The following is a 24,546-nucleotide window of genomic DNA, read 5'->3' as shown; positions in this document are numbered from 1 at the left end:
CGTGCGCGAGAGTGCTGCCGAACGTCATGACCGACTGCTGGGCCTGGTACGGGAGCGCGGCACCGCGCGCGTCTCCGATCTCGCCGGGCAGCTCGGGGTCTCCCACGTCACCGTGCGCAGGGACGTGGAGGCGCTGGCCGGGCGCGGACTCCTGGACCGGGTGCACGGTTCGGTGTCCTGGCCGGAGCGGGACGGACTGCCCCGGCAGCGCCAGGGCGGCGGCGAGGGGCTGGTCCTGGGACTGCTCGCGCCCTCGTCCACGTACTACTTCGCCGAGGTGATCCGCGGGGCGCACGAGGCGGCGGCGCACGCCGGCGCACGGCTCATCCTGCGGATCTCCGACTACCGCCCGGAGGAGGACCGCGCCCGCACGGAGGGGCTGCTGGCGGCGGGCGCGGAGGGGCTGCTGGTCGCGCCGGGCTGGCGAGGTCCCGACGACCCGGCCGAGCACGGCGCCTGGATCACCGAGCTGCCGGTCCCCGCCGTGCTGCTGGAGCGGCGGCCCGTCCCCGGCAGCGCGCTCGACGAGCTGGACCGGGTGTCGTCCGACCATCGGCACGGGGTGCTGCTCGCCCTGCGGCATCTGGTCGGGCTCGGGCACCGTACGCCGCTGCTGGTGGCGCGCGCGGACAGTCCGACGGCACTGGAGGTGCGGTCCGGCTACGGGGAGGCGCTGGGCGCGCTCGGGCTGCGCGGGCCGGGCACGGTGATCGACTCGGTGCCGGCCGAGCGGGATCCCGCGGGCTTCGAGGCGGCGGCGCAGGCGCTGCGGTCGGCGGTGACGTCCGGCGAGGCGACGGCGGCGCTCGTGCACAACGACGTCGACGCGATCCAGTTGGTGCAGCGGCTGGCCGAGCTGGGTGTGCGCGTACCGGAGGACCTGGCACTGATCGCGTACGACGACGAGGTCGCGGCGCTGGCCGACGCACCGCTGACGGCGGTCGCCCCGCCGAAGCGTCATGTGGGGCGGCACGCCGCCCAGTTGCTGGTGGAACGGCTGACGGCCGGGCGGGACGAGGACGAGCCGGGGAGGCATCTGACGCTGCTGCCGCGGCTCAACGTGCGGGAGTCGTGCGGGGCGTCGACGCGCTCATAGTTTGATCAAATTTCGATCAATCAATCTTTCGCTCTTGACTTCGCTCATGTCTGGCTCAAGTATCTCGGCCAACGCCGTTCGGCCGTCGCCGGCACCACCCACCGGTGCCGACGCGGCCACCAGGAGCCAGGAGCCCCGCCGTGATCCGTAGTTGGAGCAGATCGTCCCGAGTCATAGCCGGCACCGCCGCGGCCTTCGCCGTCCTCACGGCGTGCGGCGGCGGTGACGGCGCATCAGGCCCCGCGGCGGACGGGAAGCCGGTCACCATCACCTTCTGGGCGTGGCAGAAGGGGTCGAAGGACGTCGTGGACGCCTTCAACGCCTCCCACAAGGACATCCAGGTGAAGTTCGAGGAGATCCCGTCCGGCAACGCGGGCGGCTACGCCAAGATCTCCAACGCCGTGAAGGCGGGGAACGCGCCGGACCTCGTCGCCGTGGAGTACCCGCAACTGCCGGAGTTCGTCAGCCAGGGCGCGGTCCAGGAGATCGGCAAGCTCGTCGGCGACGACGTACGCCAGAAGTTCCTGCCCCAGGCGGTCGAACTGACCACGCTGGGCGGCAAGAACTGGGCCGTGCCGTTCGACGCGGCGCCGCAGGCCTTCTTCTACCGGAAGGACCTCTTCGAGAAGTACGAGGTGGCGGTACCGAAGACGTGGGACGAGTACCGCAAGGCCGCGGAGAAGATCAAGGCGGCCGACAAGAAGGCCCGTATCGGGACCTTCTTCCCCGATGACCCGAACACCTTCCAGGCGATGTCCTGGCAGGCGGGGGCGCACTGGTTCAAGGCCGAGAACGACACGTGGAAGGTCGACACGACGGACCCGGCCACGCAGAAGGTCGCCGCGTACTGGCAGGGCCTCCTCGACAAGGACCTCGTCCACAACCAGGTGTCGTTCACGCCGGAATGGGTCAACTCGCTCAAGAGCGGCGGCACCGTCGGATACGTCGGGGCGTCGTGGGGCGGCGGCGTCGTCAAGACCACGCTGCCCGAGCAGAACGGCAAGTGGGCCGTCGCGCCGATCCCGACGTGGGACGGGAAGCCGGCGAGCGGGATGCTCGGCGGATCGACGTTCGCGGTGACCGAGGACAGCAAGCAGGCAGAGGCCGCGGTGACGTTCGCGACCTGGATGGCCACGACGCCGGAGGGCATCAAGGCCCGTATCGCGTCCGGGACGTCGAGCGCCTTCCCGGCCGCGTCCGAGCTGCGGCCGGTGGCCAAGTCGGCCTTCGACGCGGGCTTCTACGGCGGCCAGGACATCTACCAGATCTTCGAGGACGCGGCCGCGTCGATCCGCCCCGACTGGACCTGGGGTCCCACCTCGGGCACGACCACGACCGCGATCAAGGACCGCTTCGGCAAGCTCAAGAGCGGCGACGCCACGATCGCCGACGGCATCAAGGCCGGTCATGACGCGACGGTGGCGGAGCTGAAGAAGCGCGGCCTGAAGGTCGAGGGCTGATGCCCTCGCCGACTCCCCGGGGCGGCACGGGCCGGCAGGCCCCGGCCGCCGCGGCCGTCCCGGCGCCTGCGGGCGCCGGGGCGAGCGCCGGCCCCGCAGGACGGCGCCCCGCGACGGGCACGCACGACGGCGCCCCCGACGCCGTCGTGCGTGCCACCCCCGCGAACCGCCCCCGGACCACGGAGGACAACGCTCCCGCCCAGCAGGGCACCCCGGGCCGGCACCCGGCCCCCGGCGCCTCGGGGCAGGGCCGCGCCGAGGCGAGGCCGGCCGGGAGGACACCGCGGCGCGGTGTGCGGGTGAAGGGACGTGCGGGGGCCGCGGTCGTGCTGCTCGTGCCGTTCTTCGCGCTGTTCGTGGCGGTGACGGTGGTGCCCATCGGGTACGCCGTGTGGCTGAGCCTGTTCACCGAGAAGCACTCGGGGCTGGGGTTCGGCGGGGCCGAGACCGTGTTCACCGGGTTCGGCAACTACGCGGCCGCGCTGGGTGATCCGGCGTTCCGGGACGGGTTCCTCGTCCTGGCCGGGTACTGCCTCCTGTACATTCCGCTGCTGCTCGGCGGAGCCCTCGCGCTCGCGCTGCTGCTCGACTCCGCCCTCGCCCGCGCCCGCCGCTTCTTCCAGCTCGCGCTGTTCCTGCCGCATGCCGTGCCGGGCATCATCGCCGCGCTGATCTGGGTGTATCTGTACACACCCCAGCTCAGCCCGGTCGTCCAGGCCATGGAGGCGGGCGGTGTCGGCTTCGACTTCCTCTCCTCCGACGGCGCCCTGCCCTCCGTGGTCAACATCGCCCTGTGGGAGTGGCTCGGCTACAACATGGTGATCTTCTACGCCGCGCTCCAGGCCATCGACCGCTCCGTCCTGGAAGCGGCCACGGTGGACGGCGCCGGCTCCTGGCGCACCGCGTTCAGCATCAAGATCCCGCTGATCCGCGCCTCCGTCACCATGGTCGCCCTGTTCACGGTCATCGGCTCGCTGCAGCTGTTCACCGAGCCGCTGATCCTCAACAAGGGCGCCGGCTCCGCCGTCTCCTCCACCTGGACGCCCAACATGTACGCCTACTCCGCGGCCTTCGACCGCAACGACTACGGACTCGCGGCCGCCGCCTCCGTACTCCTCGCACTGACCGCGGCACTGCTGTCGTTCGCCGTCACCCGCCTCGCCGCCGGCCGGAAGGGAAAGCAGACATGACCGGCCGACCCGCCGCCAACCGCTGGCTGTCCAGGACCGCCGTCAACGGAGTGCTGGTCCTCTCCGTCGTCTACATGCTGTTCCCCCTCGTCTGGCTGGTCACGGCCGCCACCAAGGACACCGGCGATCTCCTCGCGGGCGACGCGCTGTCCTTCGAGGGCTTCAACCTCGGCGCCAACCTCACCGCCCTCGCCTCCTTCGGCGACGGCGTCTACTTCCGCTGGTACCTCAACAGCCTTCTCTACGCGGGCGGCGGAGCCCTCGGCTGCTCGCTCATCTGCATCGCCGCCGGCTACGCCTTCGACAAGTACGACTTCCGCGGCAAGGAGAAGCTGTTCGGCGTCGTGCTGCTCGGTGTGCTGGTGCCGACCACGGCCACCGCGCTGCCCATGTACCTGCTCGCCTCGAAGACCGGGCTGGTCAACACCTACTGGGCCGTGCTGATCCCCGTGCTCGTCAACCCGTTCGGCGTCTATCTCGCCCGGGTCTTCAGCGCGGGCTACGTCCCCGGCGAGGCGCTGGAGGCCGCCCGTATCGACGGCGCGGGCGAGCTGCGCGCCTTCTGGTCGATCGGGCTGCGCATGGTCATGCCCGGGTTCGTGACCATCTTCCTCTTCCAGTTCACCGCGATCTGGAACAACTTCTTCCTCCCCCTCGTGATGCTCTCCGACCGTGAGCTCTTCCCGCTGAGCCTCGGCCTGTACGCCTGGAACACCAACACCCACAGCGAGCCGGAGTTCTACCCCCTCGTCGTCACCGGCTCCCTGCTCGCCGTCATCCCCCTCATCGTCGCGTTCGTCTCCCTGCAGCGTCACTGGAAGGCGGGCCTGACCGCCGGCAGCGTCAAGTGACCTCGGACGTGACCTGCCGAGCAGCCCGCCAGTTGACCCCGAGTGACCGACGAGGAGTCCGACTTCCACCATGCACCACGCCACTGACAACGCGACCGCCGGTGCCACCGGCAGCGGCGGCGGGCCGTCCGGCCCGCCGTCCCTGCTGCTCGCCATGGAGCCCGGCATCGCGGAACGCCTCTTCACCGACGCCCACCGGGCCCGCCTCGCCACGCTGACCCGGACCGACCCCCGGTTCGTCGCCCACGATCTGGCCGATCCCTCACCCGCGGTCGCCGCCGCGCTCGCCGAGGCCGAACTGCTGCTCACCTGCTGGGGCGTGACACCGCTGGACGAGCGCGTCCTGGACGCCGCCCCCCGCCTGCGTGCCGTCGTCCACGCGGCGGGCTCCGTGAAGCACCACATCACCCAGGCCTGCTGGGACCGCGGCATCGTTGTCACCTCCGCCGCCGCGGCCAACGCGCTGCCCGTCGCCGAGTACACGCTCGCCGCGATCCTCTTCGCCAACAAGCGTGTCCTGCACAGCCGTCGCCGCTACCACCAGCTCCGCGCGCCCCACGACTGGCGCGAGGAGCTGCACGACGCCGGCAACTACGGCCGTACGGTCGGCGTCGTGGGCGCCTCCCGGATCGGCCGGCGGGTGATCGAGCTGCTGAGGCCCTTCGATCTGCGGGTGCTGCTGTACGACCCGTACACCGACGCGGCCGAGGCGGCCCGGCTCGGAGCGGAGGCGGTGACGCTGGACGGGCTGTGCCTGCGCAGCGATGTCGTCACCGTCCACGCCCCCGAGATTCCGGCGACCCACCATATGTTCGACGCCCGCAGGCTGGCGCTGATGCCGGACGGAGCGACGCTGATCAACACCGCGCGCGGCTCGCTGGTCGATACGGACGCGCTGATTCCGGAGCTCGTCTCCGGCCGCCTCGGCGCCGTACTGGACGTCACCGAACCCGATGTACCGCCCGCCGACTCACCGCTCTACGAGCTTCCGAACGTCCTGCTGACCCCGCATGTGGCGGGCTCTCTCGGCCAGGAGCTGCACCGGATGGCCGACCTGGCGCTGGACGAGGTGGAGCGGTACACCCTGGGCCGGCCCTTCGCGGACCCGGTCGTTCCGGCGGCGCTCAACCACTCCGCCTGACCACTCCGCCAGACCACTCCGCCTGAACAAGGCTCCGCCGATGCCGTACGACTGACACCGGGGTCGATTACCCCGATTTCACTAGAATGGGGGCATCCGACGCAGCGACCCACCCGCTCGGGAGACGCCATGACATTCGTACAGTTGATCGATTGCAAGACGGATCGCCTCGACGAACTCAACCGGCTCATGGACACCTGGGTCGAACAGACCAAGGGCAAGCGCACCGCCACCCACAACCTCGTCGCCAAGGACCGCTCCGACGCGACGCACGTCATAGAGATCGTCGAGTTCCCGTCGTACGAGGACGCGATGAGGAACTCGAACCTCCCCGAGACGGACCGGGTCTTCCAGGAGATGGTGGCGCTCTGCGACGACATGCCGACCTTCACCGACCTGGAGGTCGTCCGCGACGAGCGACTCAACAAGGACGTCTGCGGCAGGCTCTTCACCGACGCGCTCGCCGGTGACCTCGGGCTCCTCGACGGACTGCTCACCCGGGACTACCACGACCACGACCCGGCCAACGCCCCGGACGTGATCGGCGTCGAGGCGTTCCGCCGCGAGGCCGGGATGTGGCGCGACGGCTTCGACTTCCGCTTCACCGTCGAGGACCAGATCGCCGAGGCCGACCGGGTCTGCACGCGCTGGACCTGGGAGGGCACGCACAAGGGCGAGTTCCTGGGCCTCGCGCCCACCGGCAAGCGGGTCTCCATGACCGGCACGACCACCCATCGGCTCCACGAGGGCATGATCTGCGAGGGCTGGTGGCAGTACGACCGGCTCGGGCTGATGGGTCAGCTCGGCGCGCTGGAGATGTAGGCGCGTCGCGCCGGATCCGCGGGCGTACGGGGAAGGCCCCCGCTCCCTCTTCGGGAGCGGGGGCCTTCGCACAGCAGTCACGGGCGGTGTGCCCGGTGCGGGCTCGGGTCAGTGGGAGTGACCGTGGCCGTGGCCAGCCTCCGCCGGCTCCTCTTCCTTCTTCTCCACCACGAGGGTCTCGGTGGTGAGCAGCAGGGAGGCGATCGACGCGGCGTTCTCCAGCGCGGAGCGCGTGACCTTGACCGGGTCGATGACGCCGGCCTTCACCAGGTCGCCGTACTCGCCGGTCGCGGCGTTGAAGCCGTTGCCCTTGTCCAGCTCCGCCACCTTCGCGGTGATGACGTAGCCCTCGAGGCCGGCGTTCTCGGCGATCCAGCGCAGCGGCTCGACGGCGGCGCGGCGGACGACCGCGACACCGGTGGCCTCGTCGCCGGTCTTGCCGAGGTTGCCCTCCAGGACCTTCACGGCGTGGACGAGCGCGGAGCCACCACCGGAGACGATGCCCTCCTCGACCGCGGCGCGGGTCGCGGAGATGGCGTCCTCCAGACGGTGCTTCTTCTCCTTCAGCTCCACCTCGGTGGCGGCGCCGACCTTGATCACGCACACGCCGCCGGCCAGCTTCGCGAGGCGCTCCTGGAGCTTCTCGCGGTCCCAGTCGGAGTCCGTGGCCTCGATCTCGGCCTTGATCTGGTTGATGCGGCCGGCCACGTCGCCGCTGTTGCCGCCGCCGTCGACGATCGTGGTGTCGTCCTTGGTGACGGTGACACGGCGGGCGGAGCCCAGCACGTCCAGACCGGCCTGGTCGAGCTTGAGGCCGACTTCCTCGGCGATGACGGTGGCACCGGCGAGGGTGGCCATGTCCTGCAGCATCGCCTTGCGGCGGTCACCGAAGCCGGGGGCCTTGACCGCGACCGCGTTGAACGTGCCGCGGATCTTGTTGACGACGAGGGTGGAGAGCGCCTCGCCCTCGACGTCCTCGGCGATGATCAGGAGCGGCTTGGAGGCGCCGGCCTGGATGATCTTCTCCAGCAGCGGGAGCAGGTCCTGGATGGAGGAGATCTTGCCCTGGTGGATCAGGATGTACGGGTCGTCGAGGACGGCCTCCATACGCTCCTGGTCGGTCACCATGTACGGCGACAGGTAGCCCTTGTCGAAGGCCATGCCCTCGGTGAAGTCCAGCTCCAGACCGAAGGTGTTGGACTCCTCGACGGTGATGACACCGTCCTTGCCTACCTTGTCCATCGCCTCGGCGATGAGCTCGCCGACCTGCTGGTCCTGGGCGGACAGCGCGGCGACGGCGGCGATGTCGGACTTCTCCTCGATCGGACGCGCGGTGGCGATCAGCTCGTCGGAGACGGCCTTGACCGCGGCGTCGATGCCCTTCTTCAGGGCGGCCGGGGAGGCACCGGCGGCGACGTTGCGCAGACCCTCGCGGACCAGGGCCTGGGCGAGCACGGTGGCGGTGGTGGTGCCGTCACCCGCGATGTCGTTGGTCTTGGTCGCCACCTCCTTCACCAGCTGGGCGCCGAGGTTCTCGTACGGGTCCTCGATCTCGACCTCGCGGGCGATCGTGACACCGTCGTTGGTGATGGTGGGGGCGCCGAACTTCTTGTCGATCACGACGTTGCGGCCCTTGGGGCCGATCGTCACCTTGACCGTGTCGGCGAGCTTGTTGACGCCGCGCTCAAGGGCGCGACGGGCGTCCTCGTCGAACTTCAGGATCTTCGCCATGGAGCTTCTCAAGTCCTCTCAAACGAGCTGCGCCCCGGGCACCCGGCTTCATCAGTAGCGGGGGCCAGGGGCGCAGTTCAAAGCAAATCTGCCGGTGAATTACTTCTCGACGATCGCGAGCACGTCGCGGGCCGAGAGGACGAGGTACTCCTCGCCGTTGTACTTCACCTCGGTGCCGCCGTACTTGCTGTAGAGCACGACATCGCCGGTCTTCACGTCGAGCGGAAGACGCTCGCCGTTCTCGAAGCGGCCCGGGCCGACAGCCAGGACGACGCCCTCCTGGGGCTTCTCCTTGGCGGTGTCCGGAATCACCAGACCAGACGCGGTGGTCTGCTCGGCGTCGAGCGGCTGGACCACAATGCGGTCCTCGAGCGGCTTGATGGCAACCTTGGAGCTGGTGGTCGTCACGATCCGACCTCCCCCTTCGGAGATCTCACGGGGTTCAACTGTCTGAGGTGGCGACCAGGTCGATCCGTCGTCGCGGGTGCCGGACCTGCCCGTCGCTGTGTTGGCACTCTCCGGTGGGGAGTGCCAGAGCCGAGACTATGACTGCGATTAGCACTCGGTCAAGCGGAGTGCCAATCCACTGCGCGTTTCGGCCCGCTCCCGGCGAAGTTTCGACCCCTCTGCCCCGTGCGGAGGCCGGCGAGGTCCGGCCCCGTGCCCCGCGCGCAGGGCGAGGCGGTTCGGCCCCGCGCCCCCCGCGCGGTGCGCGTCACACGTAGTCCTCCAGCCGCGCCACCGCGTAGCCCTTCGCCGTGACGACCTTCATCACGTTGCGGATCATGTCCGCCATGCTGCCCTTCCACTCCGCCTTGCCCCGGAAGTGCGTGAGGATGATGTCGCCGGGGTGCAGGTCCCGGTCCCACTCGCGCCACTCCATGTGGTCAGGGAAGGCTTCCGCCGCCCAGAGGGGTACCGCCTTCACGCCGCACGACTTCGCGGCCCGCAGGGTGTCCTCGTTGTAGCTTCCGTACGGCGGACGGAAGAGCCGTGGCCGCTTCCCGAACCGCTTCTCGATCTTCGCCTGCTGCTCGCAGATCTCCTTCTTCTGCTTCGCGTACGAAAGCGCCGGCATGTAGCGGTGGTTGAGGGTGTGGTTGTGCAGGGCGACCCCGCGGTCCTGCATCTTCTCGAAGTAGCCGTAGTTGTCGCGTACGACGTAGTCGGTCAGGAACGCGCTGTACGGGATCTCCAGCTCGCTCATCATCCGCAGCAGCTCGGGATCCTTCTCCGCGCCGTCGTCGATCGTCAGGAAGACGATCTTCTTCTTGGTGGGCACGGTGGTGAAGACCGGCGGCAGCCCCTTCTGGTGGTCGACCTCGAAGCCCTTGCGGGTGGTGATCTTCGGCTTCCTGGCGGGGGGCGCCGGCGCGAGCAGCGGGGTCTGCTTGAGGCGCCACCGCTTGGCGGCCGCGGCACGGGCCGCCTGCGTCTTCTTCATGCGCTGCGCGTACGCGGCGAGCGCCTCGGCGGGATCGGCCCGCTCGGCCCCCTCCCTCGCCTCCTTCCCGGCTTCCTTCCTCGCCTTTTTCCCGGCCTCCTCCCCGGCTCCCTTCTCGCCGCTCTCCTTCGACCGCTGCTGGCCGTGCGCGGGCTTGACCGCGGAGCTGGAGCCGGCGGCCCTGGACCCGCCACCGACACCGCCACCGCTGCCGCCGTCCGGCGGCTCGGCGGCACAGCCCGAGCCGACAGCCATGGCAAGCAGCGCACACACCCACGTCCGCCTGCACCGAATTGCTGTCTTTTTGTCCTTTTGTCGTACTAGCTGCATGGCGTCGCATCCTGTCAGCGCCGCTCCCCCACGAGGCCCCGACACCGCCGCCCGGCGCGCACCATCCCCCGCCTGGCCGACAATGGCCGGGTGAACGACGCCGCCTCCCCCTCCCCCCACCTCGCCCCGCTGCTCGGCGACGAAGGACAGGCCCTGCTCGCCGCGCTGCGCGACTACGACCCGGGACAGGAACTCGCCGTAGCCACCCGGCTGCGCCGCGAGCACCCGGCCGAGCTGGTCTCGGCAGCGCTCACGCAGGCACGGCTGCGGCAGCGGGCGGTGGCGAAGTTCGGCGCGGAGGACGCGTACCGGATGTACTTCACCCCACACGGCGTGGAGCAGTCCACGCGCGCCTCCGTCGCCGCTCACCGGGCCGGCCGCTTCGCCCGGCTCGGGGTGCGCAGCGTGGCGGACCTGTGCTGCGGAATCGGCGGCGACGCACTCGCGCTCGCCCGCGCCGGGATCTCCGTCCTGGCCGTGGACCGCGACCCGTTCACCGCCGCCGTCGCCCGCGCCAATGCCGAGGCGCTGGGGCTCGCCGACCTGATCGAGGTCCGCTGCGCGGACGTCACCGAGGTCGACACCTCCTCGTACGACGCCGTCTTCGTCGACCCGGCCCGCCGGGGCGGCAGGGGCCGCATCTTCGACCCCGAGGCGTACTCCCCACCGCTGTCCTGGGCCATCGGCGCGGCCCGTGCGCCCGGCTACGCCGCCCTCAAGATCGCCCCCGGCATCCCTCACGAGGCGATCCCCGAGGAGGCCGAGGCCGAGTGGATCTCGGACCACGGCGATGTGAAGGAGGCGGTGCTCTGGTTCGGCACCGCCCCGGGCGCCCGCCGCGCCACCCTCCTCCCGTCCGGCGCCGCGCTCGTCGGCCGCGGGCTGCCGGATCCCGCGGTCCGCAAGACCGGCCGCTTCCTGTACGAGCCGGACGGCGCCGTCATCCGCGCGCATCTGGTCGCCGAGGCCGCCGAGGACCTCGACGGCGGCCTGATCGACGGGACGATCGCGTACATCACGGCGGACGAGCTGCGCCCCACGCCCTATGCCACCGCGTACGAGATCACCGACGAACTGCCGTTCAACCTCAAGAAGCTGAAGGCGCTGCTGCGTGAGCGGGAGGTCGGCCACCTCACGGTGAAGAAGCGCGGTTCGGCGGTCGAGCCCGAGGAGCTGCGCCGCAAGGTGAAGCCGAGCGGCCCGAACGCCGCGACGGTGTTCCTCACCCGGGTGGCCGGGGCCCCGTCCATGCTGATCGGCGCGCCGGCCGCACCCGCCGTCCGCTGAAGGATCAGCGGTGCGCGTGAAGGGTCAGCGGTGCGCGCCCCCGCGTGCCGCCGCGGCCGGTACGACGGAGGTCAGGCGCACCGCCCAGCGGTAGTACGCCACCGCCTTCGCGACGCCGATCAGACCCGTCACCCAGCAGATGACGCCCACGCCCATCAAGTACGCGACCTCGCCGTACGTCCAGCTGCCGGCGCGCGCGGACGCCGGAGCCACGAACGAGATCCACAGCCCGACCGCGCCGAGCAGGAACGACACCAGGAACCACAGCAGGCTCAGCCCCGGTGCGCCGTGCCGCGCGTCCCGGGCCGGGTCGAGGTCCAGGGCGGCCCACTCGGTGAGCAGTCGCCGGATCCTGCTGTCGCGGCGGATGCCGAAACCGGCCACGAAGCCGAGCGGCACCAGGACGGCGAGCCCGAGCAGCACTGCCACGCCCAGGAAGACGAAGGTCAGCGGATCAGAACCGTCGTCCAGGATGACCAGCCCCGCGCCCACCAGCCCCCAGCCGGCCTGCAGCCCCGCCATCACCAGCAGGAACAGCAGCAGTTGCGGTACACCCAGCAGCCGGTCGGTGAGCGAGCCCAGCACCGCGGCCCGGTCGGCGAGCATGGCTTCGCGGTCGGGCCAGCTGCGTATCTCCACCGGAGGCGGAGGCGGCGGAAGCGAGGGAGAACGGGACATGTCAATGAGGCTATCGCCCGCTCAACCGGCGTCCGGCACCCCGGCGGCATCCTCAGTCGGCCCCCCGCCTTTCCCGCCCTCTCCGCCCTCCGACGCCGCGCGCGCCAGCAGGAGTTCACGCTCCCGGGCGTTGCGGGTCAGCTCCGCGGCCCGCGCGAACTCCGCCCGCGCCTGCGCGCCGCGCCCCAGCCGGGCCAGCAGATCGCCCCGGACGCTCGGCAGCAAGTGGTAGTCCTTCAGCGCCGGTTCACCGACGAGAGCGTCGACGATCGCCAGGCCCGCCCCGGGCCCCTCGGCCATCGAGACGGCGACCGCGCGGTTCAACTCCACGACGGGGGACGGGGCGACGGCCGCGAGACGGGCGTACAGGGTCGCGATGGCCTTCCAGTCGGTGTCCTCGTAGGCCACCGCCCGCGCGTGGTACGCGGCGATCGCGGCCTGGAGCACGTACGGACCGGGTGCGCCGCCGAGGGCGCCCGCACGGTCGAGGGCGGCGAAGCCGCGACGGATGAGGAGCTGGTTCCAGCGGCGGCGGTTCTGGTCGGCGAGCAGGACCGGCTCTCCGTCGGGCCCGGTGCGGGCGCTCGTCCGGGACGCCTGGAGTTCCAGCAGTGCGGCGAGGCCGTGCACTTCGGGTTCCTTCGGCATCAGGCCGGTGAGGACGCGGGCGAGCCGCAGGGCGTCCTCGCACAGACCGGGACGCAGCCAGTCGTCGCCCGCGGTGGCCGCGTAACCCTCGTTGAAGACGAGGTAGATGACGTCGAGGACCGAGGAGAGGCGCGCGGTGCGCTCCTCGCCGTAGGGGACTTCGAAGGGCACGTCCGCCTTCGCCAGCGTCCGCTTGGCGCGCACGATGCGCTGGGCGACGGTCGGCTCGGGCACGAGAAAGGCCCGGGCGATCTCCTCGGTCGTGAGACCGCCGAGCAGACGCAGCGTGAGCGCGATGCGGGCCTCGGCGGAGAGCACGGGGTGGCAGGTGGTGAAGACGAGCCGCAGCAGGTCGTCGTCGATGTCGTCGGGTCCGGAGACGAGATCCGCCGGATCGGGTTCGTGGACGGCCGCGGCGGTCTCCAGGTCGCGGCCCATCTCCGCGAGCTTGCGCGCGTACGTTTCACGGCGGCGTACGAGGTCGATGGCGCGGTGCTTGGCGGTGGCCATGAGCCAGGCGCCCGGGTTGTCCGGGACGCCCGACTCCGGCCACTGCTCCAGCGCGGCGACCAGAGCGTCCTGCGCGAGTTCCTCGGCGATGCCGATGTCCCGGACGATCCTGGTCACCGCGGCGATGATCCGCGCGGACTCGATCCGGAAGACGGTCGCGATGGTGCCGTCGGTGGTGTCGTCCGTGCTCCGTGCGCTCACGGACACCCATCAGAGCAGCCGTGGGGTCCGGCAGCAATCCGGACACGGATTCGGCCGGGTGGGCGGCCGGGTCAACCCACGACGATCTCCCGGACCTCGGAGGTGACGTTCCAGTGCTCCTCGTGGATCTCCAGGAAGCGCTTGGTCCACTCGATCGCCTCGTCCATGTCCTTGGCCTGGATGATCGCGTAGCCGCCGACGACCTCCTTGGCCTCGGTGAAGGGCCCGTCGGTGACGGAGAGCTTCCCGCCGGACCAGGTGACGCGCTTGCCCTCGGAGGTGGGGTGGAGTCCGGCCGTGTCCAGCATGACGCCGGCCTTGGTCATCTCGTCGAGCAGCTTCCCCATCCGCTCCATGAGTTCCTCGCTGGGGCCCTCGGCGGGGGCCTCGGACTCGTTGATACGGACCATCGACAGGTAGCGGGGCATGGTGACCTCCTCGGTCGGGTGGAGCGGGGCCGTTCCCCGCCTCTCACCCTCTACGTCGAACGGGAGGGACACCGATCGACACGGCCACCGGACTTTTTCTCAGGAGCTCCCGGGGACGAAGTCGAGGGACTCGAAGCGCCAGCGGTGCACGGGTCGCGTGACCAGATCCGTGGCCGGTTCGGGGAGCTCGGGCAGCGGGACGTCCGAGCCGGCCGCCGCCCACCAGGTCAGCACCAGCACCCGCTCCCCCGGCGCCCGGAAGGTCTCCCGCCGCAACGGGGCCGCCTCGAGGGTCTGTTCACGCGCCCACGCCAGCAGTTCCGCGCCCCGGCCGTCGGCCGCCCGCGCCTCCCACATCAGGGTGACGACCGTCATGAGTAGAGGTTGTCCTTGCTGATCTCGTGCACGTGGTCGTGGTCGTGGTCGTGGTGATGGCTGTGCGCGCCGGGCACGTGCGGGTCGGTCACCGGCAGCGAGGAGTCGGCGGACAGCTCCCAGTCCGAGGCCGGCCGGTTCCTCGCGACCATCTCCGCGCCGAGGGCGGCGACCATCGCGCCGTTGTCCGTGCAGAGCTTCGGCCGCGGCACCCGCAGCTGGATCCCGGCCCGTTCGCAGCGCTCCTGTGCCAGCGCCCGCAGCCGCGAGTTCGCCGCGACCCCGCCGCCGATCATGAGGTGGTCGACGCCCTCGTCCTTGCAGGCGCGCACGGCCTTGCGGGTCAGCACGTCCACCACGGCCTCCTGGAACGACGCCGCGACGTCCCGTACCGGCACGTCCTCGCCCGCGTTCCGCTTGGCCTCGATCCAGCGGGCCACGGCCGTCTTCAGCCCGGAGAAGGAGAAGTCGTAGGCGGGGTCGCGCGGACCGCTCAGCCCGCGCGGGAACGCGATCGCCCCGGGGTCGCCCTCCTTCGCCAGCCGGTCGATGACCGGGCCCCCGGGGAAGCCGAGGTGCAGGACGCGGGCGATCTTGTCGAACGCCTCGCCCGCCGCGTCGTCGATCGTCGCGCCCATCGGCCGTACGTCGCTCGTGATGTCCGGCGCGAGCAGCAGCGAGGAGTGGCCGCCGGAGACCAGCAGCGCCATCGTCGGCTCGGGCAGCGGGCCGTGCTCCAGCTGGTCCACGCAGATGTGCGAGGCCAGGTGGTTCACGCCGTAGAGCGGCTTGCCCAGCGCGTAGGCGTACGCCTTCGCCGCCGAGACGCCCACGAGCAGCGCGCCCGCGAGGCCGGGGCCCGCCGTGACCGCGATGCCGTCCAGGTCCCGCGCCGTGACCCCGGCTTCCTTCAGGGCACGCTCGATGGTCGGGACCATGGCCTCCAGGTGGGCGCGGGAAGCGACCTCCGGCACGACCCCGCCGAAGCGCGCGTGCTCGTCGACGCTGGAGGCGATGGCATCGGCGAGGAGCGTCGTCCCGCGGACGATGCCGACGCCCGTCTCGTCGCAGGACGTCTCGATTCCGAGTACGAGGGGTTCGTCAGCCATGGTTTCCGGTTCCTTGTGCGTCGTGTACGTGCAGCCGCATCACGAGGGCGTCGGCGTTGCCGGGCTGGTAGTAGCCGCGGCGGAAGCCGATCGGCTCGAAGCCGAAGCGCTCGTACAGCTTCTGGGCGCGGGTGTTGTCCACGCGGACCTCCAGCAGGACCTCGTCGCACTCGAACGCGGTCGCGTGCTGCAGCAGATCGGTGAGGAGCCGGGCGCCGAGACCCGTGCCCCACTGTTCGCGGACGACGGCGATGGTCTGTACGTCGCCGAGGCCGCCGGCCGCCGCGAGGCCGGCGTACCCGACGATCCGGCCGTCCGCCGGGTCCTCCGCGACGACGTAGCGGCGCGTGGCCTGGGGGCCGCGCGCGTGCGCCATCTCGGACCAGAACATCCCCGGGGACCAGGCGTCCTCCGGGAACAGCTCGTGCTCCAGATCCAGCACCGGCGCGATGTCCCACCAGCGCATCTCGCGCAGGACGGCGGCACTCACCGGGGCGTGACCACCTTGTAGTTCTTCGGCACCTGCGCGTCCGGGCGGCGCAGATACAGCGGCCGCGGCGGCAGCAGCTCCTCGCCGGCCGCCAGCTTCCGGGCGGCGAGCGCGGCGAGCGCGGCCGCCGACTGGTGCTCGGGGCCGCGGGCGTCGGGGAAGACCTCGGGGTAGAGCAGGGCCCCGGCACCGACCGCGGGGAGCCCCGCGACCTGCTCGGCGATCTCCGCGGGCCGGTCGACCGCCGGCTCGCCCACCCGCGTACGGAAGCCGTCGTACCGCGCCCAGTACACCTCCTTGCGCCGTGCGTCCGTCGCCACCACGAAGGGCCCTTCGAGCCCGGACGCGTAGGCGAGGCCGTCGAGCGTGCACAGTCCGTGGACCGGGACGCCGAGCACCGAGCCGAACGTGGCCGCGGTCACCAGGCCCACCCGCAGACCGGTGTAGGGGCCGGGGCCGACGCCGACGACGAGGCCGGTGACCGCGTCGAGTTTCAGGCCGGCCGACGCGAGCACCCGGTCGACGGCGGGCAGCAGCAGCTCCCCGTGCCGGCGGGCGTCGACCTGGGTCGACTCGGCGACGACGGAATCGCCGTCGTGGAGGGCGACGGTGACGGCGGGCGTGGCGGTATCAACGGCGAGCAAGAGCACGCAAACAGCCTACGGCCACGGCGAGGGGGGCACGGCCGTCCCGCCCCGTCGTGCCCCTGCTGCTACCGTCACCCAGGCAGGTGTGCGAGAGAGGGGAGCCGGCGTGGCAAGGAGCAGCTCGGGAACGGTGGCCGGGCTCACCGCGGCGGCCCTCGCGGTGGTCGCCTTCCTCGCCTACCAGGCCTCCGCGAACGTCCCGGCGAACCTGGAGAAGCCCGCCGCGTCCTCCCCCAAGGCCCGGCCTTCGGAGGCCGCCAAGGGCCCGCGCAAGGACCCGCTGGCCGTGCCCGTGGGCTCCGGCAAGGGAGTGCGCGTCGTCTACTCGCTGGGCGAGCGCCGGGTCTGGCTGGTGGGCGCGGGGCAGCTCACGCAGACGTTCACGGTCATGCCGAGCACCATCAGCCCGCGGCCCGGCACCTACGAGGTGCGATCGCGCAGCGGCAGGATCCAGGGCTCGGACGGCGTGGACATCGAGCACGTCGTACGGTTCACGACGGTCGACGACGTGTCGATCGGCTTCAGCGCCGCCGTGGACGGGACGCTGGAGAGCCCGGACCCGGAGCGGAAGACCGGCGGCGTACGGATGAAGCGGGCGGACGGCGACGCGATGTGGACGTTCGCGACGATCGGCTCGAAGGTCGTCGTCGTTCCGTAGCCGGTCGGTGGGCGCGGTCCGTGCGCGCCCGTGGTCGTTCGGCGCCCTCCGCGGCGGACGCCTTCTCACCCGGACGGACTACGCCGCGTCGCGGCGCGTTTCACGCTCCTCGGGGACGGCGGGCTCACGCGGCGGAGTGGAGACGGCGCTGGCCGCCGCGCACGACGCCAGCAGATCCCTCATCGAGAACGCCGACGCCGGTGACGGGGACGACGGCTTCGGCCGTGGCCGCATGCGTGATTCGGCCTCTGCCTCGGCTCGTGACTCGGGCCGCGACCGCGCTTCGTACTCGGACGCCGACATGGATGCCTCCTGGTGCTCCGGGGGCAGGCGTGGTTAGGTACACCTAACCTGGCTGTCGTTATCCATGTGACCATGCCCGGAGCGACAGACGCAACACTTTGCCGACGTCTTGTCGGAACGTACACACCCGGCAGGTCAGGCGGTGAGCGCCCCGAGCCCCGCGTCCGCCCAGCGGGCGCCGACCCCGGTCAGCGTGATCCGGCGGCGCTCGTCGTCCGTGTTCCCCACGACGCGGTGGATCACCACCTCCAGCCGGTCGTCGGACAGCTCCTCGACCTTGCCCTCGCCCCACTCGACGACCACCACCGACTCCGGCAGCGAGACATCGAGGTCGAGGTCCTCCATCTCGTCGAGCCCGCCGCCCAGCCGGTACGCGTCGACATGCAGCAGCGCGGGACCGCCGACCAGCGATGGATGCACCCGGGCGATCACGAAGGTCGGGGACGTGACGGCACCCCGCACGCCCAGGCCCTCGCCGAGACCGCGCGTCAGGGTCGTCTTGCCGGCGCCGAGCTCACCGGTGAGCATCACGAGATCGCCGGGCCGCAGCAGCTTCGCGAGCCGGCGGCCCAGCTCCTGCGTCTGGTCCGGTGAGGTGAGGGTGAGACGGGCGACGGCGGGGTCGGCGGCCTCAGCCGCCGGGCTGTGCGGTGCTTCCATACGTGCCAACGTTAGCCGCTGCCGGGACCGCGCCGATCCGCACCAGCAGGTCCGCCAGCCGGTCGGTGACCACCTCGGAGTGCTCCAGCATCACCAGATGCCCGGCGTCCGGCACGATCACCAGCTCCGCGTCCGGCAGCAGGTCCGCGATCGCCTCGCTGTGCGAGCTGGGCGTGACCAGGTCCCGGTCCCCGGCGAGGACCAGCACCGGGACCTCCTGGAAGATGTCGAGTGCCGCCGCCTTGTCGTGCTCCGTGAACGCCGGGTAGAACTCGGCGACCACGTCGATCGGCGTGCCCTCGATCATCCGCTCCGCGAATCGGGCCACCGCCGGGTCCACGTCCTTCGAGCTGAACGAGTACCGCTTGATCAGGCCCGCGAAGAGATCGGCCGTGGCCCGTCGGCCCCGCTCGACCAGTTCCGCCTGCGAGCCGAGCGCCTTCAGCACACCGGGCAGCACGCGCCGTACCGCGTTCACCCCGGCCACCGGCAGCCCGTAGTTCACCTCGCCGAGCCCGCCCGCCGAGGTGCCGACGAACGCGGCGCCCACGACCCGCTCCCTGATCAGCTCCGGGTACGCGGCGGCCAGCGCCATCATCGTCATGCCGCCCATCGAATGGCCGACCAGGACCAGCGGCCCCTCGGGCGCCGCCGCGTCGATGACGGCCTTGAGGTCGCGGCCCAGCTGGTCGATGGTGACGGCCACCCCGTCGGGCCCCGACTGCGCGGCCCCGCGTCCCGAGCGGCCGTGGCTGCGCTGGTCCCAGTGGACGGTACGGACCAGACCGCGCAGCGCGGCCCGCTGGAAGTGCCAGGAGTCCTGGCTGAGGCAGTAGCCGTGGCTGAAGACGACGGTGACCGGCGCGGGAGCCTTGCGGCCGAAGAGCCTGCGCCGGCGCGGCGCGGCGCCGCCCGTCTCCGGGTCCACCTCGTCGGTCTCGTAGTACAGGGCCGTGCCGTCGTCGGCGGTGGCCCTTCCCGGGGTGCCGCGCAGCGCCCCGTACGGCCCCGAAGCGTCCAGGGCCAGCCGGGCCTTCCTGCGCATGCCGCGGCCCACGGTCATCCGCTCTATCGCGACACCCGCCGCCGCGCCGGCGGCGATCACCCCTATGGCGGCGCCGGCGATACCCGCCCGGCGCCAGTTGCCCGTGGCGGCGTCGGTCACCGCCGCCGCCACGTCCCCCGCGCTGCTCTCGCTCACCGTGCCGCTCCTACTGGTCGCCCTGTCCTCGTCGCGTTCCGTGCTCTCCGCGTCCCGGTCCTACACGCGGGTGTTCCCCGTGTTGCCCGCGTTCCCCGCGTTCTCGGTGTTCCCCGTGTTGCCCGCGTTCTCGGTGTTGCCCGTGTTCTCCATGTTCTCCGTGTGGAGATGGACGCGTGGCACCCGGGTCCCGATCCGGGTCACGATCTCGTACGCGATGGTGTCCGCCGCCTCGGCCCAGTCCTGGGCGGTCGGCTCGCCCCGGTCGCCGGGGCCGAACAGCACCGCCTCCGCGCCCTCCCGGATCCGGTCGCCCTCCGGGCCCAGATCGACGACGAACTGGTCCATCGCGATCCGGCCGGCCACCCGCCGCCGTTCGCCGCCGATCAGCACCGGCCCGCGGCCCGAGGCGTGCCGCGGAATGCCGTCCGCGTACCCGACCGGAACGAGACCGAGCGTGGTCTCGCCCTCCGTGACGTAGTGGTGTCCGTAACTGACGCCATGGCCCGCCGGGACGCGCTTGACCAGCGCCAGCGAGGCCTTGAGCGTCATCACCGGGCGCAGCCCGAAATCGGCGGGCGTGCCCAGCTCCGGGCTGGGCGAGATCCCGTACACCGCGATGCCCGCGCGCACCAGGTCGAAGTGCGTGTCCGGAAGGATCAGCGTGGCCGGGGAGTTGGCGATGTGCCGGACCTCCGGCTCGACTCCCTCCTTCTCGGCGTACGCCACCAGGTCCTTGAAGACGGTCAGTTGGGCCGCGACGGACGGGTGGCCGGGCTCGTCGGCACACGCGAAGTGCGACCACAGGCCGGTGACCTTGACGGTGCCCGCCTCCTCGGCGGCGCGGGCGGCGGCGACCAGTTCGGCCCAGTCCCCCGGCGGGCAGCCGTTACGCCCGAGGCCGGTGTCCGCCTTGAGCTGGACACGGGCCGTACGGCCCGCCTGCCGGGCCGCGTGCGTCACTTCGCGCAATGCCCATATGCCGCTGACCGAGACGTCCAGGTCCGCCTCGACGGCCTCGCGCCAGGGCCCGCCGGGCGTCCACAGCCAGCACATCACCCGGCCGCCGATGCCGGCCGCCCGGAGCGCGAGCGCCTCCTCGGGGGTGGCCGTGCCCAGCCAGGTCGCGCCGGCGGCCCGCGCCGCCTTCGCGCAGGGCACCATCCCGTGTCCGTACGCGTCCGACTTGACCACGGCCATGAACGCCGCGCGGGGCGCCCGCGCGCGCAGGGCGCGGACGTTGGCGCGCAGCGCGGCGAGGTCGATCTCGGCGCGGGCTCGGAAGGGTGCGTTCTGAGTCATCGCGCTCAGTCTCTCAGAGGGCCGCTGCATAGCTCGTACGGCAACGGCCATGAGTGGCCCTGGTCACCCGCCTGCTGTGCCGGGGGACGCGTCAGGGGGTCCTCGCGTCGCGCCAGGCCCGAGGGATCGCCGTGGCCACGTCGTGCGCCGCCACCGGGGCGTCGTGGGAGGCGAGACGCGCCGCCAGCCCGTGCAGATACGCGGCCACGGAGGCGGCGTCGAGGGGCGCGAGGCCCGCCGCGAGGAGCGAGCCGGCCAGTCCCGACAGCACATCGCCGCTGCCCGCCGTGGCGAGCCAGGACGTACCGGTCGGGTTCACCCGGACCGGAGTCCGTTCGTCCGGGCCGGCCACCAGCGTCGTGGAGCCCTTCAGCAGCACCGTGGCCCCGTACTTCGCGGCCAGCGCCCGTACGGTGCCGAGCCGGGCGCCCTCGACCTCCTTGCGGTCGACGCCGAGCAGCGCGGCCGCCTCGCCGGCGTGCGGGGTGAGCAGGGTCGGGGCCTTACGGGCGCGCACGGCGTCCGGGTCGAGTCCGCGCAGCCCGTCCGCGTCGACCAGTACCGGAACGTCGGTGTCCAGCACCTCCTGCACCCCGGGTCCGTCGCCGAGGCCGGGACCGACGACCCACGCCTGTACCCGGCCCGCCCGTGACGGGGGCCAGCCGTGCACCAGCGCCTCCGGGAACCGGGCGATCACCGCGTCCGCCGCCGGACCCACGTACCGCACGGCTCCGGCGCCGCCGCGCAGCGCGCCCGCGACGGCCAGCACCGCGGCGCCCGGGTAGCGCGCGGACCCGGCCACCACGCCCACGACACCGCGGCGGTACTTGTCGCTCTCCGCGGCGGGTACCGGCAACAGCTGAGCCACATCCGTGTGTTGCAGCGCCTCCAGGTCCGGCACGGACGGCAGGTGCGGCTCCAGACCGATGTCGACGAGTCGCACGGCCCCGGTGTGCTCCCGCGCCGGGTCGATGAGCAGGCCCTGCTTGTACGTACCGAAGGTGACGGTGGCGTCGGCCCGCAGCGCCTCGCCCGTCACCTCGCCCGTGTCCGCCTCGATCCCGCTGGGCAGATCGACGGCGACGACCATCGCGTTCGAGCCGCGTGCCGCCCGCGCGACCGGCACGGCGTCGGGGCGCAGACCGCCGTGGCCGCCGATGCCGGTGATGCCGTCCAGGACCACATCGGCCACGGCCAGCACGGCGAACGGGTCCTCGGCGACCTGCCCGCCGGCCTTCCGGAACGCGGCAAGCCCCTGCCGGTGCGCCCGGTCGGGGGCGAGCAGCACCGCCGCCACCGCCGCGCCGCGGCGCGCCAGCCGCGCGCCCGCGTACAGCGCGTCGCCGCCGTTGTCGCCGCTTCCGACGAGCAGCACGACACGGGCGCCGTACACCCGTGGGAGCAGCCCGGTGACGGCGGCGGCCAGCCCCGCGGCGGCCCGCTGCATGAGCGCGCCCTCCGGCACCCGGGCCATCAACTCGGCCTCGGCGGCCCGTACGGTCTCGACGCTGTAGGCATGACGCATGCTCAGAAGCATGCCGCTCATCGGCTCACGGGGCCATGCCGCCATGCCCGGCCCGTACGGTGCCGCCGGACACCGCTCACCCCTCCGCGATCACCATCGCCGAGGCCACCCCGGCGTCATGGCTCAGCGAGAGGTGCCACGTCCGCACCCCCCGCGCCCGGGCCGCCGCCGCCACCGTGCCGCGCATCCGCAGGCGGGGCCGGCCGGACTCCTCGACGTACACCTCGCAGTCCGTCCAGAGCAGCCCCGCCGGCGCGCCCAGCGCCTTCGCGACCGCCTCCTTCGCCGCGAAGCGGGCGGCCAGCGAGGCGACTCCACGTCGCTCCCCGCTCGGCAGCATCAGCTCGCTCTCGATGAACAGCCGGTCCGCCATCGCCGGCGTCCGCCGCAGCGCGTCCTCGAAACGGTCGATCTCGGCGACGTCGATCCCCACCCCGATGATCATTCGACGGTGACCGACTTCGCCAGGTTCCGCGGCTGGTCCACCTCGTTGCCACGGGCCGTCGCCAGCTCGCAGGCGAAGACCTGCAGCGGCACGGTCGCCACCATCGGCTGGAGCAGCGCCGGCGTCGCCGGGATGCGGATGAGGTGGTCCGCGTACGGCACGACCGCCTCGTCGCCCTCCTCCGCGATGACGATCGTCCGCGCACCCCGCGCCCGGATCTCCTGGATGTTGGACACGATCTTGTCGTGCAGCACGGACCGGCTGCGTGCCGAGGGGACGACGATGACGACCGGCAGGTCGTTCTCGATCAGCGCGATGGGCCCGTGCTTGAGCTCACCCGCCGCGAAGCCCTCGGCGTGCATGTACGCGAGTTCCTTGAGCTTCAGCGCGCCCTCCAGCGCAACCGGGTACCCGACGTGCCGCCCCAGGAACAGCACCGTCTTCTTGCGGGCCAGTGACCGCGCCAGTTCCCGTACCGGCCCCATGGTCTCCAGGACCCGGTCCACCTCGCCCGCGATCTGCGACAGGTCCCGGACGACGGCCCGGATCTCGTCGCCCCACTTCGTCCCCCGCACCTGCCCCAGGTACAGCGCCACGAGGTAGCAGGCGACCAGCTGCGTCAGGAACGCCTTGGTCGACGCGACCGCGACCTCGGGGCCCGCGTGGGTGTACAGCACGGCGTCCGACTCACGGGGGATCGTCGAGCCGTTGGTGTTGCAGATGGCCAGGACCCTCGCGCCCTGCTCCCGGGCGTGGCGCAGCGCCATGAGGGTGTCCATGGTCTCGCCGGACTGCGAGATCGCGATGACGAGCGTCCGCTGGTCCAGGATCGGGTCCCGGTAGCGGAACTCGCTGGCCAGCTCCACCTCGCAGGGGATGCGCGTCCAGTGCTCGATGGCGTACTTGGCGATGAGACCGGCGTGGAAGGCCGTGCCGCACGCCACGATCACCACCTTGTCCGCCTCCCGCAGCACCGCGGCCGGGATCCGCACCTCGTCCAGCGTCAGCGACCCGTTCGCGTCGATCCGACCGAGCAGCGTGTCGGCGACCGCCTTCGGCTGCTCGGCGATCTCCTTGAGCATGAAGTAGTCGTAGCCGCCCTTCTCGGCGGCGGAGGCGTCCCAGTCGACGTGGTACGACCTGACCTCCGCGGGCGCGCCGTCGAAGTCCGTCACGGTGACGCCGTCGCGCCGCAGTTCGACGACCTGGTCCTGGCCGAGCTCGATCGCCGAGCGGGTGTGGGCGATGAACGCGGCCACGTCCGAGGCCAGGAACGCCTCCCCGTCGCCGACGCCGACGACCAGGGGCGAGTTGCGCCGGGCGCCCACGACGACGTCCGGGTCGTCCGCGTGGACGGCGACCAGGGTGAACGCGCCGTCCAGCCGCCTGCACACCAGTCGCATCGCCTCGGTCAGTTCACCGCACGACGAGAACTCCTCGGCGAGCAGATGCGCCACGACCTCGGTGTCCGTGTCGGAGGCCAGGTCGTGGCCCCGCTCGGCCAGTTCGGCCCGCAGCGCCGCGAAGTTCTCGATGATGCCGTTGTGGACGACGGCGACACGACCGGCGTTGTCGAGATGCGGATGCGCGTTGGCGTCGTTCGGTGCGCCATGGGTGGCCCATCTGGTGTGGCCGATGCCCGTGGACCCGCTCGGCAGCGGCCGGTCGACGAGTTCCTTCTCCAGATTCAGCAGCTTGCCGGCCTTCTTGGCCGCTGCCAGCCCGCCGTCGGCGAGCACGGCCACGCCCGCCGAGTCGTAGCCCCGGTATTCGAGCCGCTTGAGCCCGGCGATGACGACATCGAGCGCGGACTGCGCTCCCACATAACCCACGATTCCGCACATGGCGGCAGCCTACGACTCCGGTGGCCGTGACGCCGGAGTCGCAGGCTGCGTCAGCGGCCCGAACGGGCGAGCGGTCGGCCGAGCTTGGCGGCCTGCGCGTCGATGACGGGCCTTGGCCTCACCTAGCGGCACGGCCGCCACGGTGTCGGCCGTGACTTCCGCGTGATCAC

The 24,546-nt window shown here is 71.9% G+C and carries 24 protein-coding genes; 8 read left to right on the top strand and 16 right to left on the bottom strand.

What is annotated here, in order from left to right; genetic code table 11:
* Position 1 precedes the first annotated feature (1 nt).
* The 6 genes from OG766_RS21480 (at position 2) to OG766_RS21455 (ending at position 6,560) form a co-directional block, all read left to right on the top strand.
* Positions 2 to 1,096 (top strand): substrate-binding domain-containing protein, encoded by a 1,095-nt coding sequence (locus OG766_RS21480; RefSeq protein ID WP_328725982.1) that lies wholly within the window; start codon positions 2 to 4, stop codon positions 1,094 to 1,096.
* 140 nt (positions 1,097 to 1,236) lie between these two features.
* Positions 1,237 to 2,556 (top strand): ABC transporter substrate-binding protein, encoded by a 1,320-nt coding sequence (locus OG766_RS21475; protein ID WP_266381682.1) that lies wholly within the window; start codon positions 1,237 to 1,239, stop codon positions 2,554 to 2,556.
* Between the two features lie 299 nt (positions 2,557 to 2,855).
* On the top strand, positions 2,856 to 3,746 hold the full coding sequence (locus OG766_RS21470) for a carbohydrate ABC transporter permease (protein ID WP_328727510.1): 891 nt from the start codon (positions 2,856 to 2,858) through the stop codon (positions 3,744 to 3,746).
* The gene (locus OG766_RS21465) at positions 3,743 to 4,597 is read left to right on the top strand and encodes a carbohydrate ABC transporter permease (protein ID WP_328725981.1); all 855 of its coding nucleotides are present in this window, start codon (positions 3,743 to 3,745) and stop codon (positions 4,595 to 4,597) included. Before OG766_RS21470 ends, OG766_RS21465 begins: the two co-directional genes overlap by 4 nt.
* Before the next feature lie 70 nt (positions 4,598 to 4,667).
* Positions 4,668 to 5,738, top strand: a complete 1,071-nt coding sequence (locus OG766_RS21460; RefSeq protein ID WP_423247081.1) for a hydroxyacid dehydrogenase — start codon at positions 4,668 to 4,670, stop codon at positions 5,736 to 5,738.
* 129 nt (positions 5,739 to 5,867) lie between these two features.
* Entirely contained in the window at positions 5,868 to 6,560 is a 693-nt protein-coding gene (locus OG766_RS21455) for an ester cyclase (protein WP_266381677.1), read from the top strand.
* 108 nt (positions 6,561 to 6,668) lie between these two features.
* Here OG766_RS21455 and groL read toward each other — a convergent pair whose 3' ends face one another.
* The 3 genes from groL to OG766_RS21440 form a co-directional block, all read right to left on the bottom strand.
* Positions 6,669 to 8,291: a chaperonin GroEL gene (groL, locus tag OG766_RS21450; RefSeq protein WP_266381674.1), complete on the bottom strand. Its 1,623-nt coding sequence runs from the start codon at positions 8,289 to 8,291 to the stop codon at positions 6,669 to 6,671.
* 99 nt (positions 8,292 to 8,390) lie between these two features.
* Entirely contained in the window at positions 8,391 to 8,699 is a 309-nt protein-coding gene (gene groES / locus OG766_RS21445; RefSeq protein WP_015035628.1) for a co-chaperone GroES, read from the bottom strand.
* Positions 8,700 to 9,006: 307 nt separating this feature from the next.
* Positions 9,007 to 9,990, bottom strand: a complete 984-nt coding sequence (locus tag OG766_RS21440; RefSeq protein WP_328725980.1) for a polysaccharide deacetylase family protein — start codon at positions 9,988 to 9,990, stop codon at positions 9,007 to 9,009.
* 165 nt (positions 9,991 to 10,155) lie between these two features.
* Between OG766_RS21440 and OG766_RS21435 the strand changes: the two genes are divergently transcribed.
* Entirely contained in the window at positions 10,156 to 11,352 is a 1,197-nt protein-coding gene (locus OG766_RS21435) for a class I SAM-dependent methyltransferase (protein WP_328725979.1), read from the top strand.
* Positions 11,353 to 11,376: 24 nt separating this feature from the next.
* On the opposite strand, the gene OG766_RS21430 is transcribed toward OG766_RS21435, so the two are convergent.
* The 7 genes from OG766_RS21430 to tsaB form a co-directional block, all read right to left on the bottom strand.
* Positions 11,377 to 12,030 carry a hypothetical protein gene (locus OG766_RS21430; protein ID WP_328725978.1) on the bottom strand — a complete coding sequence of 218 codons (654 nt, stop codon included), beginning with the start codon at positions 12,028 to 12,030 and terminating at the stop codon, positions 11,377 to 11,379.
* A gap of 21 nt (positions 12,031 to 12,051) precedes the next feature.
* Positions 12,052 to 13,389, bottom strand: coding sequence for an RNA polymerase sigma factor (locus OG766_RS21425; protein ID WP_328725977.1), 1,338 nt, complete (start codon positions 13,387 to 13,389; stop codon positions 12,052 to 12,054).
* A gap of 71 nt (positions 13,390 to 13,460) precedes the next feature.
* On the bottom strand, positions 13,461 to 13,817 hold the full coding sequence (locus OG766_RS21420) for a YciI family protein (RefSeq protein WP_266381661.1): 357 nt from the start codon (positions 13,815 to 13,817) through the stop codon (positions 13,461 to 13,463).
* Positions 13,818 to 13,916: 99 nt separating this feature from the next.
* Positions 13,917 to 14,192 carry a hypothetical protein gene (locus tag OG766_RS21415; RefSeq protein ID WP_266381659.1) on the bottom strand — a complete coding sequence of 92 codons (276 nt, stop codon included), beginning with the start codon at positions 14,190 to 14,192 and terminating at the stop codon, positions 13,917 to 13,919.
* Positions 14,189 to 15,301, bottom strand: coding sequence for a tRNA (adenosine(37)-N6)-threonylcarbamoyltransferase complex transferase subunit TsaD (gene tsaD / locus OG766_RS21410; protein ID WP_266381656.1), 1,113 nt, complete (start codon positions 15,299 to 15,301; stop codon positions 14,189 to 14,191). Before tsaD ends, OG766_RS21415 begins: the two co-directional genes overlap by 4 nt.
* Positions 15,294 to 15,791 carry a ribosomal protein S18-alanine N-acetyltransferase gene (gene rimI, locus OG766_RS21405; protein ID WP_423247079.1) on the bottom strand — a complete coding sequence of 166 codons (498 nt, stop codon included), beginning with the start codon at positions 15,789 to 15,791 and terminating at the stop codon, positions 15,294 to 15,296. Before rimI ends, tsaD begins: the two co-directional genes overlap by 8 nt.
* On the bottom strand, positions 15,788 to 16,441 hold the full coding sequence (tsaB, locus tag OG766_RS21400; protein WP_266381653.1) for a tRNA (adenosine(37)-N6)-threonylcarbamoyltransferase complex dimerization subunit type 1 TsaB: 654 nt from the start codon (positions 16,439 to 16,441) through the stop codon (positions 15,788 to 15,790). Before tsaB ends, rimI begins: the two co-directional genes overlap by 4 nt.
* Before the next feature lie 127 nt (positions 16,442 to 16,568).
* On the opposite strand from tsaB, the gene OG766_RS21395 reads away from it, so the two are divergent.
* Positions 16,569 to 17,096, top strand: a complete 528-nt coding sequence (locus tag OG766_RS21395; RefSeq protein ID WP_266384346.1) for a hypothetical protein — start codon at positions 16,569 to 16,571, stop codon at positions 17,094 to 17,096.
* 438 nt (positions 17,097 to 17,534) lie between these two features.
* On the opposite strand, the gene tsaE is transcribed toward OG766_RS21395, so the two are convergent.
* From tsaE to glmS, 6 genes are all read right to left on the bottom strand, one after another.
* Positions 17,535 to 18,059 carry a tRNA (adenosine(37)-N6)-threonylcarbamoyltransferase complex ATPase subunit type 1 TsaE gene (tsaE, locus tag OG766_RS21390; RefSeq protein ID WP_266381650.1) on the bottom strand — a complete coding sequence of 175 codons (525 nt, stop codon included), beginning with the start codon at positions 18,057 to 18,059 and terminating at the stop codon, positions 17,535 to 17,537.
* Entirely contained in the window at positions 18,031 to 19,260 is a 1,230-nt protein-coding gene (locus OG766_RS21385; protein ID WP_266381647.1) for an alpha/beta fold hydrolase, read from the bottom strand. The genes tsaE and OG766_RS21385 overlap by 29 nt, the downstream gene beginning before the upstream one ends.
* 60 nt (positions 19,261 to 19,320) lie before the next feature.
* Positions 19,321 to 20,562 carry an alanine racemase gene (alr, locus tag OG766_RS21380; protein ID WP_328725976.1) on the bottom strand — a complete coding sequence of 414 codons (1,242 nt, stop codon included), beginning with the start codon at positions 20,560 to 20,562 and terminating at the stop codon, positions 19,321 to 19,323.
* Positions 20,563 to 20,653: 91 nt separating this feature from the next.
* Positions 20,654 to 22,087, bottom strand: coding sequence for an NAD(P)H-hydrate dehydratase (locus OG766_RS21375; protein WP_328725975.1), 1,434 nt, complete (start codon positions 22,085 to 22,087; stop codon positions 20,654 to 20,656).
* A 76-nt stretch (positions 22,088 to 22,163) separates the two neighbouring features.
* Positions 22,164 to 22,532: a holo-ACP synthase gene (locus OG766_RS21370; RefSeq protein ID WP_266381639.1), complete on the bottom strand. Its 369-nt coding sequence runs from the start codon at positions 22,530 to 22,532 to the stop codon at positions 22,164 to 22,166.
* Positions 22,529 to 24,376 (bottom strand): glutamine--fructose-6-phosphate transaminase (isomerizing), encoded by a 1,848-nt coding sequence (glmS, locus tag OG766_RS21365; protein ID WP_328725974.1) that lies wholly within the window; start codon positions 24,374 to 24,376, stop codon positions 22,529 to 22,531. The genes OG766_RS21370 and glmS overlap by 4 nt, the downstream gene beginning before the upstream one ends.
* Between the last annotated feature and the right edge of the window lie 170 nt (positions 24,377 to 24,546).

The sequence above is a fragment of the Streptomyces sp. NBC_00259 genome, assembly GCF_036181745.1.
In the GTDB taxonomy this organism is placed as follows: Bacteria; Actinomycetota; Actinomycetes; order Streptomycetales; family Streptomycetaceae; genus Streptomyces; species Streptomyces pratisoli.
The sequence above is the reverse complement of the archived record's forward strand: the minus strand, read 5'-3'. Positions and strand labels throughout refer to the sequence as shown.

What these genes read in the sequence shown, in the direction of transcription:
- OG766_RS21465 (WP_328725981.1), top strand. Translation starts at nt 3,743, where the DNA reads ATGACCGGCCGACCCGCCGCCAACCGCTGGCTGTCCAGGACCGCCGTC.
- OG766_RS21460 (WP_423247081.1), top strand. Translation starts at nt 4,668, where the DNA reads ATGCACCACGCCACTGACAACGCGACCGCCGGTGCCACCGGCAGCGGC.
- OG766_RS21455 (WP_266381677.1), top strand. Translation starts at nt 5,868, where the DNA reads ATGACATTCGTACAGTTGATCGATTGCAAGACGGATCGCCTCGACGAA.
- groL (WP_266381674.1), bottom strand. Translation starts at nt 8,291, where the DNA reads ATGGCGAAGATCCTGAAGTTCGACGAGGACGCCCGTCGCGCCCTTGAG.
- OG766_RS21440 (WP_328725980.1), bottom strand. Translation starts at nt 9,990, where the DNA reads ATGGCTGTCGGCTCGGGCTGTGCCGCCGAGCCGCCGGACGGCGGCAGC.
- OG766_RS21430 (WP_328725978.1), bottom strand. Translation starts at nt 12,030, where the DNA reads ATGTCCCGTTCTCCCTCGCTTCCGCCGCCTCCGCCTCCGGTGGAGATA.
- OG766_RS21420 (WP_266381661.1), bottom strand. Translation starts at nt 13,817, where the DNA reads ATGCCCCGCTACCTGTCGATGGTCCGTATCAACGAGTCCGAGGCCCCC.
- OG766_RS21415 (WP_266381659.1), bottom strand. Translation starts at nt 14,192, where the DNA reads ATGACGGTCGTCACCCTGATGTGGGAGGCGCGGGCGGCCGACGGCCGG.
- tsaD (WP_266381656.1), bottom strand. Translation starts at nt 15,301, where the DNA reads ATGGCTGACGAACCCCTCGTACTCGGAATCGAGACGTCCTGCGACGAG.
- tsaE (WP_266381650.1), bottom strand. Translation starts at nt 18,059, where the DNA reads ATGGAAGCACCGCACAGCCCGGCGGCTGAGGCCGCCGACCCCGCCGTC.
- alr (WP_328725976.1), bottom strand. Translation starts at nt 20,562, where the DNA reads ATGACTCAGAACGCACCCTTCCGAGCCCGCGCCGAGATCGACCTCGCC.
- OG766_RS21375 (WP_328725975.1), bottom strand. Translation starts at nt 22,087, where the DNA reads ATGCGTCATGCCTACAGCGTCGAGACCGTACGGGCCGCCGAGGCCGAG.
- OG766_RS21370 (WP_266381639.1), bottom strand. Translation starts at nt 22,532, where the DNA reads ATGATCATCGGGGTGGGGATCGACGTCGCCGAGATCGACCGTTTCGAG.
- glmS (WP_328725974.1), bottom strand. Translation starts at nt 24,376, where the DNA reads ATGTGCGGAATCGTGGGTTATGTGGGAGCGCAGTCCGCGCTCGATGTC.